Origin of the sequence: Isoptericola sp. NPDC019693 (assembly GCF_044389085.1) — a bacterium.
Classification (GTDB): Bacteria; Actinomycetota; Actinomycetes; order Actinomycetales; family Cellulomonadaceae; genus Isoptericola.
The window spans coordinates 355,227-369,452 of record NZ_JBIRXP010000004.1; the positions used below are offsets into that span (position 1 = coordinate 355,227).

Here is a 14,226-nt window from a genome sequence, read left to right on the forward strand (position 1 = left end):
CGTGCCCTTCGCCAGCCGCGCCACCACCGCCGACGACGTCGACGCCTTCGCCCGCAGGTTCAACGACGACACGGTCACGTACGACACCTTCGCCGGTGCCGGAGCCGGAGCCGGCTTCGCCGTGGACGACGCGGGCTTGGACGCCGACAGGTAGGACGTGGACACGAACCCCGTCCGGGTCCCGACCTTCACCTTCTGCCAGCCCTTCGACGCCCCACCCACGTGCGTCACCTTCGTGCCCTTCGCCAGCCGCGCCACCACCGCCGACGACGTCGACGCCTTCGCCCGCAGGTTCAACGACGACACGGTCACGTACGACACCTTCGCCGGCGCCGGAGCCGGAGCCGGTGCCGGTGCCGGCTTCGCCGTGGACGACGCGGGCTTGGACGCCGACAGGTACGCCGTGGACACGAACCCCGTCCGCGTCCCCGCCTTGACCTTCACCCAGCCCTTCGACGCCGCCGCCAGGTGCGTCACCTTCGTCCCCTTCGCCAGCCGCGCCACCACCGCCGACGACGTCGACGCCTTCGCCCGCAGGTTCAGCGACGACACGGTCACGTACGACACCTTCGACGGTGCCGGCGCCGGAGCGGTGGAGCCCGTCGTCGTGCCCGGGGACGAGCCCGACGGCTTGCGGGGGCTCACGTACGCCGCCGTCACCCACCCGGTGCGCGACCCGTAGGTCACCTGCCGCCAGGAGCCCGAGCCGGCGCCCGGCTTCGCCTTCAGCGTCCCCGCGCGCGGCACCACCGCGAGCACCGGGCTGGAGGTCGACGGCCCCGACCGGAGGTTCACGTTGCTGGTCGCGTAGTAGGTGCACGACGACGGCACGCTGCGGACGGCGACGCGGGTCGCGGTCTTGGTGAGGTCGACGCCGCGCCCCTTGAGGTAGGCCAGCGGGTCGACGTTGGTGGCGCCGGAGCCGTACGCGCCCGAGAACACCTCCAGGTGCAGGTGCGGGCCGGTGGACGTGCCGCTGGACCCGACGTCGGCGATCCGCTGCCCCGCCCGGACCTTCTGCCCGACGCGGACGTACCGGTCGCCGTCGATCACGTGCCCGTACAGGGAGGACACCGTGCGGCCGCCGATCGTGTGCCGCAGCACCACCCACTGCCCGAAGCCGCTGATCGCACCGGCCCGCAGCACGACGCCGTCCGCGATCGCGTTGACCCGGACCCCGCGGCCCGCGCCCAGGTCCTGGCCGAGGTGCCACGTCGACGCTCCGGTGACCGGCATGCAGCGGGGCCCGTAGTAGGACGACAGCGAGTAGGTGCGCGACGGCAGCGGCGCCACGACGCCGGTCGCGGCACCCGCAGGAGGTGCCACGAGGACGGGGGTGACGGCCGCGGCGAACGCGGTCACCGCCCCGACGAGGATCGCGCCGAGGCGCTGGCGGACGATCGAGGTCTTCATGCGCGCCCCCTGGCACCAATCCGATCACTTCCGACGTGTCGGATTGACAGCGTCGAGGAAAAGGTAGATCGCATCGGTTCGTTGCGCGCGGCGAACATCGGGACCGGCCCGCGGTCCCGCGGAACTTCACCCGCCGCCCGCCCGCCGGGCGGCGGCGTGGGCCGTGCGGCGGGCGGATCCTGGAGGGACCCGGCAACCCCGTGGCGGCTCCCCACGCCCGGGGACCGGCGGCACAAGGGAGTGGATCGGCGATGGACACGACTCGGCGCGGGTTCTCCAGCTTCTCGGTGGACGACCTCGACGCGGCACGCAGCTTCTACGCGGACACCCTCGGGCTCCGCGTCACGACCCTCGACGAGGGCATGGGACTGGTGGTGCACCTCGGCGCCGGCGCCCCGGTGTTCGTGTACCCCAAGGAGGACCACACGCCCGCCGCGTTCACCGTCTTCCACCTGGCGGTGGACGACGTCGACCCTGTGGTGGACGACCTCGTCGCGAAGGGCGTGACGCTCGAGCGCTACGACGGCTTCGACCAGGACGAGAAGGGCGTCGCCCGCGGCTTCATGGAGGGCGGCGACGGGGCCTGGTTCACCGACCCGGCGGGCAACGTCATCGGCCTCATGGACGGCGAGGGGGTGCGGCAGCTCCTCGACGAGGTCGGGTCCTGACCTCCGCCGCGGGCCGCCGCACCACCCCCGCGGCCGTCACTCGACGGTGACGGACTTGGCGAGGTTGCGCGGCCGGTCGACGTCCTCGCCGAGGGCGACGGCCGCGTGGTAGCCGAGCAGCTGGGTGGGGATGGTCAGCAGGATCGGGTCCAGCTCCACCTCGTTGCGCGGCACCTCGATGCGCGCCGTCGCGGCGTCACCGAGCTCGACGCCCGGGTGCGTGATCGCGACGACGGCGCCGCCGCGGGCGCGGATCTCCTGCGCGGCGGTGATGTTGCGCTCGATCAGGTCGTCGGCGGGCATGATCGCGACCGTCGGCAGCTCGGGGCTGATGAGCGCCAGCGGGCCGTGCTTGAGCTCGCTCGTCGGGTACGCCTCGGCGTGCCGGTAGGTGATCTCCTTGAACTTCTGCGCGCCCTCGCGCGCCACCGGGTAGCCCCGGACGCGCCCGATGAAGAACAGGCTCGGCGCCTCGGACAGCACCTTCGCCGCGCTGGCGAGGTCCTCCTCGTCGCCGAGGATCTGCGCGATCTGGCCGGGGATCGCGCGCAGGCCGGCGATGATGCGCTTGCCGTCCGCGAAGGACAGGTCGCGCACCCGGCCCAGGGCGAGCGCGAGCAGGGCGAACCCGACACCCATGTGCGTGAGCGCCTTGGTCGACGCGACCGCCACCTCGGGGCCGGCGTGCAGGTAGATGCCGCCGTCCACCTCGCGGGCGATGGACGACCCGACGGCGTTGACCAGCCCGACGACGGTGCCGCCCTTGCGCTGCACCTCGCGGACGGCGAAGAGCGTGTCCGCCGTCTCGCCGGACTGGCTCACCACCACGTACAGGGTGCTGGGCTCGATGATCGGGTTGCGGTACCGGAACTCGCTGGCGGGCTCGGCGTCGGCCGGGATGCGCGCGAGGTCCTCGATCATCGACGCGCCGAGCTGGCCCACGTAGTACGCGGAGCCGCAGCCGAGGATCTTCACCCGGGCGAACCGGCGCAGCTGGCGCGGGTCCAGGTTGAGGCCGTCGAGCTTGGCGGTGCCGAACCGGTCGTCGAGGCGACCAGACAGCATCCGCTCCACCGTCTCCGGCTGCTCGTGGATCTCCTTGTGCATGAAGTGGGCGTGGCCGCCCAGCTCCAGCTCCTCGACGGTGAGGTCGATCGTGACGGCGGCGCGCGCCGTGTGCTCGTCGTCGTTCGTGAAGGTGCGGAACCCGTCGGCCGTCACGGAGGCGAAGTCGCCGTCGTCGAGCAGCACCACCTGGCTCGTGTGGCGCACGATCGCCGCGGCGTCGGACGCCACGAACATCTCCCCGTCGCCGACACCGAGCAGCAGCGGGGAGCCGTTGCGCGCCACGACGATGCGGTCCGGGTTCTGCACGTCGGTCACCGCGAGGGCGTACGTGCCGTCGATCTGCCCGACGGCCGCGCGCACGGCGTCCTCGAAGCCCTGCCCGGCGGCGAGCTCGCGCGCCACGAGGTGCGCCACGACCTCGGTGTCGGTGTCGGAGGTGAGCTCCACGCCTTCGGCGGTGAGCCGCGAGCGCAGCACGTGGAAGTTGTCGATGATGCCGTTGTGCACCACGTGCACGCGACCGTCGAACGAGGTGTGCGGGTGCGCGTTGCGCTCGCTGGGCTCGCCGTGCGTCGCCCAGCGCGTGTGCCCGATGCCGACGGTGCCGGCGAGGCGAGCAGGCAGGGCGGCCTCGAGGTCGCGCACGCGGCCCTTGGCCCGCACGACGCGCGACGGGTGCGCGCTCGAGCGCGGGTTGAGCACGGCGATGCCCGCCGAGTCGTAGCCGCGGTACTCCAGGCGGGTCAGCCCTTCGACGAGCACGGGCGCTGCCTGCTGGGGGCCGACGTAGCCGACGATTCCGCACATGGGTGGTTGCTCCTAGCCGTTGATGTTCAGCCGTAGATGGTGCGACGGACCTGGCGCTCGCTGAGCTCCGGGGCTGCCACGAGGCGCTCGCGGAGCTCGGCGGCGATCTGCGCGTAGATCTCCTCGTTGCGGCGCCCGTAGGTGCGCAGCGACGCGTGGCGGCGACGCACGTACTCCTCCACCGGTTCGCGGTACCAGGCGAGGACGTCCTCGACGACCCGCTCCGCCTCCGCCGGGGAGAGCCCCGTGGAGGTCGCGATGCGGGCGACGAGATCGGCGTCGGTCACCGGGACATCATGCGCCTCTCGGCACCGACATGCCAGACCTTGCCCGAATTCGGGCAGGATTAGGGAGATGGCGGCGCGGCTACTCGCGCACGGCACCGCCGTACGCCGCCGCGAAACGGTCCAGGAGGTCGAGGAACATCCCGGCGTCGTCGCCGAGCGCGGCCAGCCCGTCGCCGTAGGCGGCGAGCGCCTGGTCCGTGGCCCGCTCGAAGAGGGCGACCCCCTCCTCCGTCGGCGCGTGCAGGCGGGCGGGCCGGCCGGGCTCGGTGAACCGGTGCAGCAGCCCTGCCGCGAGCGCCCCGTTGACCTGGCGGTTCACGGTGGACTGCTCCAGGCGGAGCGCCTCGGCGATCTCCCGCAGCGTGCGCGGCCGACCGTCGGACAGCAGCCACAGCAGGCGCCCGTCCGCCGTGCCGAGCGGGCTGCGGTGCTCGGCCAGCCGGCGATGGAGGTCGAGCCGGAAGAGGAGGCCCGCGACACGACGCTCGGGGGTCAGGTCCGCGGCGCGCGGGCTCGGGTCAGGGCTGCCGGACGACGGCGTCTCGGTAGGCATCGGAGTCCTCCGGGGTTGACGGGAGCAAATATGTAGGTAGCATACACACGTTCTTATGTAAGTTACACATTTGAGGTGTGCCGTGACTCCTTCCCCCTCCCCCGACTCCCCACCGGTGACGTCGTCGAACGCCCGCGCCCTGATCGTGATCCTGGTGGCAGGCTTCAGCAGCCTGTGCGCGGCCCTCATGCAGTCCCTCGTCATCCCGATCCAGAGCGAGCTGCCCGAGCTGCTCGGCACGACCGCGAGCAACGCGTCCTGGATCGTCACGGCCACGCTGCTCGGCGGCGCGGTGGCGATGCCGGTCACCGGCCGCCTCGCCGACCTGTACGGCAAGAAGCCGGTCCTCGCGGTCTCCGCGGGGATCCTCGTCGTCGGCTCGCTGGTCTGCGCGGTCTCCGACTCCGTCGGCCCGATGATCGTCGGCCGGGTGCTCCAGGGCGTGGCGATGGGCTACATCCCGGTCGCGATCAGCATGGTGCGTGAGATCGCGCCGCCGCACCTGCGCAACACGGCGGTCGCCGGCATCAGCGCCACCCTCGGCGTCGGCGGGGCGCTCGGGCTGCCGCTCGCCGCCTGGATCGCGCAGGACTTCGACTGGCACGTCCTCTTCTGGGTGTCGGCCGTCCTCGCGGTCCTCATGACGATCGGGACCCTCGCCGTGGTGCCGCACGTCAAGGACGCCCACCCCGGCCGGCTCGACGTCGTCGGTGCGCTCGGGCTGGCGCTCGGCCTCGTCGGCGTGCTGGTCGGCGTCTCCAAGGGCAACGACTGGGGCTGGGACGCCGCGAGCACCCTCGGCATGATCGTGGGCGGCGTCGTCGTCCTGCTGCTGTGGGGCTGGTACGAGCTGCGTCACGACGACCCGCTGGTCGACCTGCGCACCAGCGCCCGCAAGCCCGTGCTGCTCACCAACCTCGCCGCGGTCCTCATCGGCTTCGGCATGATGGCGCAGTCGATCGTGGTGCCCCAGCTGCTCCAGCTGCCCGAGGCCACCGGCTACGGGCTGGGCCAGACGATCCTGCAGGCCGGCCTGTGGATGGCCCCCGCCGGTCTCATGATGATGCTATTCACGCCCGTCTCGTCGCGGATGCTCACCCGCCTCGGCGGGCGCACGACGATGGCGGTCGGGGCCGGTGTCCTGGCGCTCGGCTACGTCGTCGCCGTCTTCCTCATGGATGCGCCGTGGCAGCTCATGCTCGCCTCCTGCGTGGCCTCGGCGGGCGTCGGCATCGGCTACGCCGCGATGCCCACGCTGATCCTCACCAACGTGCCCGCTGCGGAGTCCGCGGCGAGCGTCGGGCTCAACAGCCTGATGCGGTCCATGGGCACCACCGTGGCCGGAGCGGTCATGACGATCGTGCTCACCAGCCGGACCACCGTCCTGGCCCCGGGCACCCCCGCGATCCCCACGGGCGGCGCCTTCCAGCTCTGCTTCGTCATCGGAGCGGCCGCCGCCGCCGTGGGCGCGGCGATCGTGCTCTGCATCCCGCGGCAGCGGGCCGAGCAGGAGGGCGGCCGGCACCTGGCGTCCGTCCCCGACGCCGACGACGAGCCCGCGCTGGTCGGCTGACCCGCTACAGCCCGGCGACCGCGAGCCAGGTCACCAGCACCACCACGAGGGCGATGCCCGCCGCCGCCACGACGTGCACCGCGGGGCGGCGGCGCAGCACCGCGACGAACTCGCGCAGGTACGCGCTGGGGAAGAAGTAGCCCGCCGTCGGGGCGCCCACCGCGTGCACGTCGAGGCCCAGGTCCATCGCCTCCAGGGCGGCGCGCGGCGCGTGGTAGTCGTTCGTCGCGACGAGGTACGGCCCGTCGGTGCCGTGCTCCCGCAGCACGGCGACGCCGAGGGTGAGGTTCTCGCGGGTGGTGCGCGCCCGGTCCTCCACGAGCACCCGGCCGGCGGGCACGCCGCGCTCAACGAGCCACTCCCCCATCACGACGCCCTCCGGCCGCTCCTCGTCCGCGCCCTGGCCGCCGGACGGGACGATCGGCACCGGGACGCCGCCGGAGCCCAGCCGCTCGGCGGCGGCCTGCCCCGCCGCGAGGCGGGACGCGAGCAGCGGCGGCACCCGCCCGCCCACGACCTTGGAGCCCAGCACGATGACGCCGCGGGCGGGCACCCGGGCGGCGTACCGCCGGTACAGGAGCGTCTGGGTCACGAAGCCGAGGAACACGAACCCGAGCCAGGCCGTGCCCAGCGCCAGCCCCACGACCAGCCCCACCGCCCACGGCGCCCGCAGCAGCACGGGCGCGGCGACGACGAACGGCGCCGCGAGCATGGCCGCCCCGACCAGCAGGGACAGCAGGTTGGCGAGGCTGCGGCGCTCGCGGCGCACCATCGTCAACCCGTTGGCCACGAGGAACACGGGCAGCGCGAGCAGGCCGAGGCCGAGGACGCCGAACAGGAGGAGGCTGAGCCACCCCATGGCGGTCGTGCCGCCGGGCACCAGCGCGACGAGCTGCCCGAGCAGGCCCACCGCGGTGTAGACGACGGCGAGCGCGAGGAACCCGTTGCGCAGGCGGCGGCGGTCCACCCGCAGCGAGTGCGCCAGCCAGGTCGCCCACAGCCCGCAGGTCACCGCGGAGACGACGACGGACGAGACGGTGGCGTTGACCTCGGGACTCACGCCCGCAGGATAGGTGGGCGCCGGGGTAAATGCCGGGACCGGCGGGCGCCGACGTGGTGCGATGCGGGCATGACCTCACGCATCTCGCACACGACGTTCGACGCCCGCGACGCCTACGCCCAGTCCGAGTGGTGGAAGCAGGTGCTCGGCTACGTCGACGTGCCGGGCGACCCGAACCTGCCCGGCCACGAGGAGTGCATGATCGTGCCGCCCCCCGGCCACGACGCACCGGCGGAGAGCCACGGGCGCCTGCTGTTCATCGAGGTGCCGGAGCCGAAGACGGTGAAGAACCGCGGGCACCTCGACCTGCGCCCCACGGACCGCACGCAGGCGCAGGAGGTGGAGCGCCTGCTCGCGCTCGGCGCCACGCAGGTGGCCGACCTCCGCAGGCCGGACGGCCGGGGCGGCTGGGTGGTGCTCGCCGACCCGGAGGGCAACGAGTTCTGCATCCTGCTCAGCGACGCCGAGCGGGCTGCGGTGCTGGCCGCTCCGGAAGGCTGAGCGGCCGGGGCGCCGCCGCGCGGGCCGCGAAGACCGCCACCACGAGCAGCACGACGACGGCCAGCATCGCGAGCCGCAGCCCCAGGTGCTCGCCGAGGAAGCCGAGCAGCGGCGGGCCGACGAGGAACGCGAGGTACCCGCTCGTGGCGACGGCGCTCACCCGCTCGCCGCCGCGCTCCGGGTCGTCGCCCGCCGCGGAGATCGCGACCGGGAACCCGAGCGAGGCGCCCAGCCCCCACAGCGCCACCGCGATCCCGGCCACGACCGGGCTCGGCGCGAAGACCACGGCGAGGATGCCGGCGATCGCGCACACCGCGCTCACGGACAGCACCGCGGCGCGGCCGAACCGCTCGACCACCGGCCCGCCGGCGAACCGGCCCACCGTCATCGCCGCGGCGAAGCCGGCGTAGACGAGCGAGCCGTGCGTGGCCGACATCCCGTGGCCGTCGACCATGAGCAGGGGCAGCCAGTCGTTCGCGGCGCCCTCGGCGAAGGCCATCGCGAGCACGACGACGCCGATGAGCACCAGGCGGCCGTCGCGCCACACGCTGGGGCGCCGCTCGTGCGGGGCGCCGGCCTCGCCCGTCTCGCGGGCCACCCGCTCCCGGCGGCCCGTGCCCGCCGGGATCCCGGGCATCGCCCAGGCGATCAACGCGGCCATGACGGCCGCCATCGCGAGCAGGTGCCACACGACGGGGAAGTCGAGCGCCGTGAGCGCGATGCCCACCAGGGCGCCGACGACGGTGCCGAGGCTGAAGCTGCCGTGCAGGGCGGGCAGCACCTGCTGCCCGGTCTCGACCTCGACGGCCGCGCCCTCGATGTTGAGGCCGATCTCGCCGAGGCCACCGCCGAGGCCGACGAGCAGCAGCCCGGCGAACGCCCCCGCCGCGAGCCCTGCGGACGCGGCCAGGCCGATGACCGCGACCCCGGCCACCACCAGCAGGGAGCCGACCAGGATCACGGGGCGGGCGCCCCGGCGGCGCACGATCGGGCCCGCCGACAGCACGCCCGTCATCGAGCCGACCGAGAGCCCGAAGAGGACCAGCCCCATCCCGGCGGTGGACGCGCCGAGCGCGTCCCGCACGTCGGGCGTGCGGGTGATCCACGACGACATGCCGAGCCCCACCAGCAGGGTCAGCGAGAACAGCGACAGGCGGCGGCGGAGCTGGTCGGGCATGCGGACGATCGTATCCGCGATTCTCGTATCGATTCGACCCCGGGGCTCAGGCGCCCCTCTGGCCCTGGTCCGCGGCGCCGTCGTCCTCCGCGATGCCGCGCACCACGCGGGCGGGGTTGCCTACCGCGACGACGTTCGCGGGGATGTCTCGGGTGACCACGGACCCGGCGCCGACGACGGAGTTGTCGCCGATGGTCACGCCGGGGCAGACGATGACGCCGCCGCCGAGCCACACGTTGTCGCCCAGCGTGATGGGCCGCGCGGCCTCGAGCTTGTCGCGCCGCGGGGTGGGCTCGACGGGGTGGGTCGGGGTGAGGAGCTGGACGTTCGGCCCGATCTGGCAGTCCGCGCCGATGACGATCGGCGCGACGTCCAGCGCGGTGAGGTGGTAGTTGACGAACGTCCGCGGCCCGACGTGCAGGTTCTCGCCGTAGTCGACGAACAGCGGCGGCCGGATCACGGCGTCCTCGCCCAGGGTGCCGAGGAGCTCCTCGAGCAGGGGGCGGGCGCCCGCCGGGTCCCGCGGCGCCGTGCGCGCGTACTCGTCCTGCAGGCGTGCGGCGCGCTGGGCGCGGCGCTCGATCTCCGGGTCGTCCGCGATGTACAGGTCGCCCGCGAGCATCCGCTCGTGGTTCGTGCGCGGGTCGCCGGCGAAGTGGTCCGTGGTCATGACGACGAGCGTACCGGCCATGTGTACGGTCGTACGCATCGAGTGGGTCGTGCCTGCTCTCCCGGTCCCGGGCCGCTAGGTTCGGCCCATGTCTCCCACGGTCGTGCTGGTCCACGGCGCCTTCGCCAACTCGTTCTCGTTCGCACCGTTGCAGGCGGAGCTCGCGCTGCGCGGCCTCCGTTCGCTCGCCGTCGACCTCCCCGGGCACGGCTTCGCGGCCACGTTCCCCGCCGCCTACCAGGCGCCGCAGGACCCGGCCGCGCTCGCCACGGCGCCCGGGTCGATCAAGGGCGTGACGCTCGCGGACAACGCGGCGCACGTGATCGAGGTGCTCGAGCGGGTGCGGGAGCACGGCCCCGTGGTCCTGGTCGGCCACAGTCGCGGCGGCGCCACCGTGACCGCGGTGGCGAACGCGCGGCCCGACCTCGTCGACCGCCTCGTGTACGTGGCGGCATGGGCACCGGTGGACCTCGACGTCGGCGACTACTACGCCGAGCCGGAGATGGCGTCCTTCGACCCGGCGGCGGTCGCCGGCGCCGCGGCGGCGAACCCCGCCGACATCGGCCTGCTGCGCTGCAACTTCCGTACCGCCGACCCGGACGTGCTCGCCGGCCTCAAGGCCGCGTTCCTCGCCGACGGCTCCGACGACGAGTTCCGCACCTTCCTCAACAGCTTCCAGCCCGACGAGAACCTCGACGTCGGCACCTCGGACGACCGGGCGCAGGCCGCCACGTGGGGCACCGTGCCGCGCACCTTCGTGCGGCTCACCCACGACGCGAGCATGCCGCTCGCCATGCAGGACCGGCTGATCCGCGAAGGCGACGCGCTGACCCCCAGCAACCCGTACGACGTGCGCGACCTCAGCTCGAGCCACCTGGGATGGCTGGTGCACCCGGCCCGTGCCGCCGACCTGCTCGCGGAGGTCGCGTCGCGCTGAGCGGCGGGTGCAGCACCAGCACCACGACGATCGCCACCATGATCACGGCGGTGAGCGTGACGGGCACCGGGATCACCGGGTCGCACAGCACCAGGAGCGCGCCCACCGGGAGCACCGTGTTGACGACGCGGTCGGCGACGTCCCGGATCGCGATCCACCACACGCCCAGCACGAAGACGGCGATGGGGATCGTGACGGTGAACGACGCCCCGACGTCGGACAGCGCGGTGTGCCCGGTGAGCGCGTCGATCTCCACCTCGATGCCCGCGGAGAACGCGCCCGCGGCGGCGAAGACGAAGTAGTGGGCGTAGCCGTAGCGCAGCGAGCGGCTCAGCCTGCCGTCCAGGGCACGGTGGTGCGGCGGCCAGAAGTAGATCCACCACAGCGCGGCCGTCACGACGACGGTCAGCACGGCGACGGAGATCAGCGACCCGAGGTCCTGGTCGTCGTGCAGCGCCTCGATGATCGCGTTCGACGACGCGAGCAGGCTCTCGCCGAGCAGGATCAGGGTGAACAGCCCGTACCGCTCGGTGATGTGGTGCGGGTGCCAGGGGGTGCGCCCGCGGGTCTCCGCGACGACGGGGACCGCGAGCTCCGCCGCGGCGAGGACGACCCACACCGGCAGCTGCAGGGACTCGGGCAGCAGGAGCATGCCCAGCCAGCACACCTGGACGACGGCGATCCCCGCGGCGTACGCACGGGTCGCCGCCCGGGCCGGGCCCTCGTCGCGCGACGCGCGCAGCCACTGCGCGATCATCGCCACCCGCATGACGACGTAGCCGAGGACGACCACGGTGAAGTCCCGCTCGGTGAACACCGCCTCGATGCCGGCGGCGAACACGAGCACGCCGGCCATCTGCGCCACCGTGAGCACCCGGTAGAGCCAGTCGTCGGTGTCGAACGACGTGGCGAACCAGGTGAAGTTCATCCACGCCCACCAGATCGCGAAGAACACGACGCCGTACGAGACGAGGCCGTCGAGGACGTGCCCCTCCGTGAGCGCGTGGTGCAGCTGCACGGACGCGACGCTCACCGCGACCACGAAGACGAGGTCGAAGAACAGCTCCAGCGTGCTCGCCGTGCGGCCGGTCTCGTGCGGGTCGCGGGGGGCCATCCGCACCAGGCGGGACCGGGGTGGCGTCTCAGGCGTGCTCACGCGGGACATCGTGCACCCGGCGTCCGCGCCCGGCGAGCCGTCCGGAAGCCGCGGCGCCCGGACGTACCCGGTGCTGCTGCCCGGTGGTGCCCGGTGGTGCCCGGCTACGCTGGCCGGGATGTTCTCGGACCGCAGGCGTCGGCGCGCCGCCCGACGGATCAGGCCCGGGGACGGGCACGCCCTGAAGCGCTTCCGGTGGTGGCAGCCGCTGTCGCGCGCGCTCTTCCACCTGGACCTCGTGGGCGACGGCGGCGCACCCGAGCGGTGGTCCGTCGACGTGCGGCTCTGGGGCGACTCCGACGACGGCGACGTGCGGGCGCGGCTCTACCGCGACGGCGTGCACGTCGCGACGTCCAAGCTCCCGGCCGAGCTCCCCGTGACAGGCGGCACGATCCAGGTGGCCGCCAGCAGCTACGGGCTGCGCTGCTGCCACTACGTGACCCCCGACGGTCGCGAGCGCCAGCTCGAGCCCGACCCCGCCTCCGCCGAGGGCCGCCGCGCCCGCCTGGAGCGCGACCGCCCCGAGCTGAGCCGCACCGTCGGAGCCGTCTCCTGGGCCGTCCTCGCCGTCGCACTGGTGCTCGGCGTCCCGCAGCTCGTCGAGCAGGTCTCCCAGATCCCGCCGGTCGCCGAGCACCTCGGGACGTTCACGTCGCCGGTCCGGCTCCCCGGGGCCCTCAACGTCGCGCTCGTGGTCGCCGCCGCGCTGGCCAGCACCGAGCGCGCGCTGCGCCTGCGCTACCACTGGCTGCTCGACGGCGGGCTGTTCGAGGGCGACGACTAGCGCAAGGGCAGCAAGAAGCCTGTCGGCCCGGAGATCCACGGCGGCGGCAAGCCTGGGTACATGTGGCACTATCACCCGTACAACCGGACCCCAAAGATGCACTCGTTCTACGGCCACGCCCGCACGTAGCGATGCTGAGGAGCGGAGCGATCTTGACCTCATCCCGCTACACGGAACTCCTTGCCCAGGCACGCCAGGAGCTCGGAGTACCCGAGGCCGCGGGCATCACGGATGTCGTTGCACTCCTCGGCGCATGGGGCGCGACACCTATGCCCGTGGGCTCCTTCGAGACGAACCTCTGCGACGAGTACGTCGACGAGGCACTCGTCGTGTACCAGGCGAGCATCGACGACGTGCACCTGATCGCGGAGCATCTCACCGACGACGAGCGCGAGGGTTTCTCACCGGACGACTCCGACGAGGGCTCGGACGACCTGGAGGCCACCAACACCGGCGCGACGGACGACTGGTCGGAGGTCTCGGACGATCTCGATGCCGGCCGGCGGGTCATTGTTCTCCTCGAACGGGACCGTGCGGACTCGACGCAGGTCGGAAACTTCAGGGTCCATGGCGCAGGCCAATGGATCCGCGAGCGCCTGTGGGCGGCGACGGGTGTGCTGCCCCGCGACCCAGGGAGCAGCGGCTCCGACCTCTATTCCCAGGCGCTCGACCTTGCACGCCCCGGGCGTCCCGACGTGCCAACGGCTCTGTACGACAGGCTGCCCGGTTGGCTTTGGAGCGCCTACGTGGCGTTCATGCGTCCCCGCTGGCGTCGGGCCCGCGACCGACACCTCGGGGCCGACGTTGAGGATTGACACCTCGACCCCGGGTGAGAACGCCGCGACGCGCACGAGAACGACGCCCCGTCGCACAGTGAGGGCGGACCTGGCCACCGCGCTTGCCACCAAGAAGGTCCACGTCGCGTCACTGTGTGAAGCCTGGCTGGCGCTGGTGTGGTGGGTTCCGTTCCACCTCGTTCGACAGCCCGCCCTCTGGGTGTTGGTGGCGGGCGGCGGGCTCCTCGTCTGGGCCGCCGACGCACTGATCGTTTCGCAGGTCCTTCCGGAACTGAGCGCCTGGCCAGCTCTCGGCTGGACAGCCCTCGGCGCCGCGGTTACCTACCTCCTTCTCACTACCGTGGCTTCGTTCGTCGTCACCGGTGCACGTCACTGGGTCCTCTTTTCAGACGCCGAGCGCACCGCTGTCATCGGTGCGCGAGTGCGACAGGACGCCGGTCGCACGTCGGTGATCGTGAACAACCATGTCGCTCGCCGCATCGGCGCCGGGTCCGGACGTCGCCTACGGATCGAGATGAGGCAGGGACTGCGCGAGTTCATGGTCAGCCACCCTGACGCATCGCTCCGGTTCACCGCCCAGAACGACCGCCTGGCACGGGCCTATCTGGATGACCTCGGCGAGGCACTGCCGGTGAGTGAAGGGTGGCACCACCACGTCGTAGGGCGTCGGGCATCGATCAGTCGTGAACCAAGCCGACATCGAGCCGAGACTCGCCGCGAAGGTTCTGCGAAGACGTCGTGACACGATGGATATCTATTGACTTTCGATAGGTGA

At 72.9% G+C, this 14,226-nt stretch carries 15 protein-coding genes; 7 read left to right on the top strand and 8 right to left on the bottom strand.

The window, feature by feature from the left end; all coding sequences use genetic code 11:
* The coding region (locus ACH436_RS14110; protein ID WP_430560825.1) for an SH3 domain-containing protein at positions 1-1,413 on the bottom strand (1,413 nt) is incomplete at its 3' end.
* A 251-nt stretch (positions 1,414-1,664) separates the two neighbouring features.
* On the opposite strand from ACH436_RS14110, the gene ACH436_RS14115 reads away from it, so the two are divergent.
* Positions 1,665-2,081, top strand: a complete 417-nt coding sequence (locus ACH436_RS14115) for a VOC family protein (RefSeq protein ID WP_430560826.1) — start codon at positions 1,665-1,667, stop codon at positions 2,079-2,081.
* 36 nt (positions 2,082-2,117) lie between these two features.
* On the opposite strand, the gene glmS is transcribed toward ACH436_RS14115, so the two are convergent.
* From glmS to ACH436_RS14130, 3 genes are all read right to left on the bottom strand, one after another.
* Positions 2,118-3,956, bottom strand: coding sequence for a glutamine--fructose-6-phosphate transaminase (isomerizing) (gene glmS, locus ACH436_RS14120; RefSeq protein WP_430560827.1), 1,839 nt, complete (start codon positions 3,954-3,956; stop codon positions 2,118-2,120).
* Between the two features lie 26 nt (positions 3,957-3,982).
* The gene (locus ACH436_RS14125) at positions 3,983-4,243 is read right to left on the bottom strand and encodes a hypothetical protein (protein WP_430549311.1); all 261 of its coding nucleotides are present in this window, start codon (positions 4,241-4,243) and stop codon (positions 3,983-3,985) included.
* Between the two features lie 79 nt (positions 4,244-4,322).
* On the bottom strand, positions 4,323-4,796 hold the full coding sequence (locus ACH436_RS14130) for a MarR family winged helix-turn-helix transcriptional regulator (protein ID WP_430560828.1): 474 nt from the start codon (positions 4,794-4,796) through the stop codon (positions 4,323-4,325).
* Positions 4,797-4,878: 82 nt separating this feature from the next.
* Here ACH436_RS14130 and ACH436_RS14135 point away from each other — a divergent pair, with 82 nt between their 5' ends.
* The gene (locus tag ACH436_RS14135) at positions 4,879-6,369 is read left to right on the top strand and encodes an MFS transporter (protein ID WP_430560829.1); all 1,491 of its coding nucleotides are present in this window, start codon (positions 4,879-4,881) and stop codon (positions 6,367-6,369) included.
* A 4-nt stretch (positions 6,370-6,373) separates the two neighbouring features.
* Here ACH436_RS14135 and ACH436_RS14140 read toward each other — a convergent pair whose 3' ends face one another.
* Positions 6,374-7,429 carry a YdcF family protein gene (locus ACH436_RS14140; protein WP_430560830.1) on the bottom strand — a complete coding sequence of 352 codons (1,056 nt, stop codon included), beginning with the start codon at positions 7,427-7,429 and terminating at the stop codon, positions 6,374-6,376.
* Between the two features lie 69 nt (positions 7,430-7,498).
* Here ACH436_RS14140 and ACH436_RS14145 point away from each other — a divergent pair, with 69 nt between their 5' ends.
* Complete coding sequence (locus tag ACH436_RS14145; RefSeq protein WP_430560831.1) at positions 7,499-7,930, top strand: VOC family protein; 432 nt, start codon at positions 7,499-7,501, stop codon at positions 7,928-7,930.
* Here ACH436_RS14145 and ACH436_RS14150 read toward each other — a convergent pair.
* On the bottom strand, positions 7,884-9,107 hold the full coding sequence (locus ACH436_RS14150; protein WP_430560832.1) for an MFS transporter: 1,224 nt from the start codon (positions 9,105-9,107) through the stop codon (positions 7,884-7,886). The genes ACH436_RS14145 and ACH436_RS14150 overlap by 47 nt on opposite strands.
* A 46-nt stretch (positions 9,108-9,153) precedes the next feature.
* Positions 9,154-9,777: a sugar O-acetyltransferase gene (locus tag ACH436_RS14155; RefSeq protein ID WP_430560833.1), complete on the bottom strand. Its 624-nt coding sequence runs from the start codon at positions 9,775-9,777 to the stop codon at positions 9,154-9,156.
* 88 nt (positions 9,778-9,865) lie between these two features.
* On the opposite strand from ACH436_RS14155, the gene ACH436_RS14160 reads away from it, so the two are divergent.
* Complete coding sequence (locus tag ACH436_RS14160) at positions 9,866-10,714, top strand: alpha/beta hydrolase (RefSeq protein ID WP_430560834.1); 849 nt, start codon at positions 9,866-9,868, stop codon at positions 10,712-10,714.
* On the opposite strand, the gene ACH436_RS14165 is transcribed toward ACH436_RS14160, so the two are convergent.
* Positions 10,638-11,879 carry a low temperature requirement protein A gene (locus ACH436_RS14165; protein ID WP_430560835.1) on the bottom strand — a complete coding sequence of 414 codons (1,242 nt, stop codon included), beginning with the start codon at positions 11,877-11,879 and terminating at the stop codon, positions 10,638-10,640. The genes ACH436_RS14160 and ACH436_RS14165 overlap by 77 nt on opposite strands.
* On the opposite strand from ACH436_RS14165, the gene ACH436_RS14170 reads away from it, so the two are divergent.
* The 3 genes from ACH436_RS14170 to ACH436_RS14180 all read left to right on the top strand — a co-directional run bounded on the left by ACH436_RS14170 (position 11,863) and on the right by ACH436_RS14180 (position 14,193).
* Positions 11,863-12,654 (top strand): hypothetical protein, encoded by a 792-nt coding sequence (locus ACH436_RS14170; protein WP_430560836.1) that lies wholly within the window; start codon positions 11,863-11,865, stop codon positions 12,652-12,654. The two genes, ACH436_RS14165 and ACH436_RS14170, sit on opposite strands and share 17 nt — an antisense overlap.
* A 152-nt stretch (positions 12,655-12,806) precedes the next feature.
* Positions 12,807-13,469, top strand: a complete 663-nt coding sequence (locus ACH436_RS14175; RefSeq protein ID WP_430560837.1) for a hypothetical protein — start codon at positions 12,807-12,809, stop codon at positions 13,467-13,469.
* A 58-nt stretch (positions 13,470-13,527) separates the two neighbouring features.
* A complete protein-coding gene (locus tag ACH436_RS14180; RefSeq protein ID WP_430560838.1) occupies positions 13,528-14,193 on the top strand; it encodes a hypothetical protein in 666 nt (221 codons plus the stop codon).
* Positions 14,194-14,226: the final 33 nt, after the last annotated feature.

Coding starts and splice junctions, on each gene's coding strand:
- ACH436_RS14115 (WP_430560826.1), top strand. CDS start 1,665: ATGGACACGACTCGGCGCGGGTTCTCCAGCTTCTCGGTGGACGACCTC.
- glmS (WP_430560827.1), bottom strand. CDS start 3,956: ATGTGCGGAATCGTCGGCTACGTCGGCCCCCAGCAGGCAGCGCCCGTG.
- ACH436_RS14130 (WP_430560828.1), bottom strand. CDS start 4,796: ATGCCTACCGAGACGCCGTCGTCCGGCAGCCCTGACCCGAGCCCGCGC.
- ACH436_RS14145 (WP_430560831.1), top strand. CDS start 7,499: ATGACCTCACGCATCTCGCACACGACGTTCGACGCCCGCGACGCCTAC.
- ACH436_RS14150 (WP_430560832.1), bottom strand. CDS start 9,107: ATGCCCGACCAGCTCCGCCGCCGCCTGTCGCTGTTCTCGCTGACCCTG.
- ACH436_RS14155 (WP_430560833.1), bottom strand. CDS start 9,777: ATGACCACGGACCACTTCGCCGGCGACCCGCGCACGAACCACGAGCGG.
- ACH436_RS14160 (WP_430560834.1), top strand. CDS start 9,866: ATGTCTCCCACGGTCGTGCTGGTCCACGGCGCCTTCGCCAACTCGTTC.
- ACH436_RS14165 (WP_430560835.1), bottom strand. CDS start 11,879: ATGTCCCGCGTGAGCACGCCTGAGACGCCACCCCGGTCCCGCCTGGTG.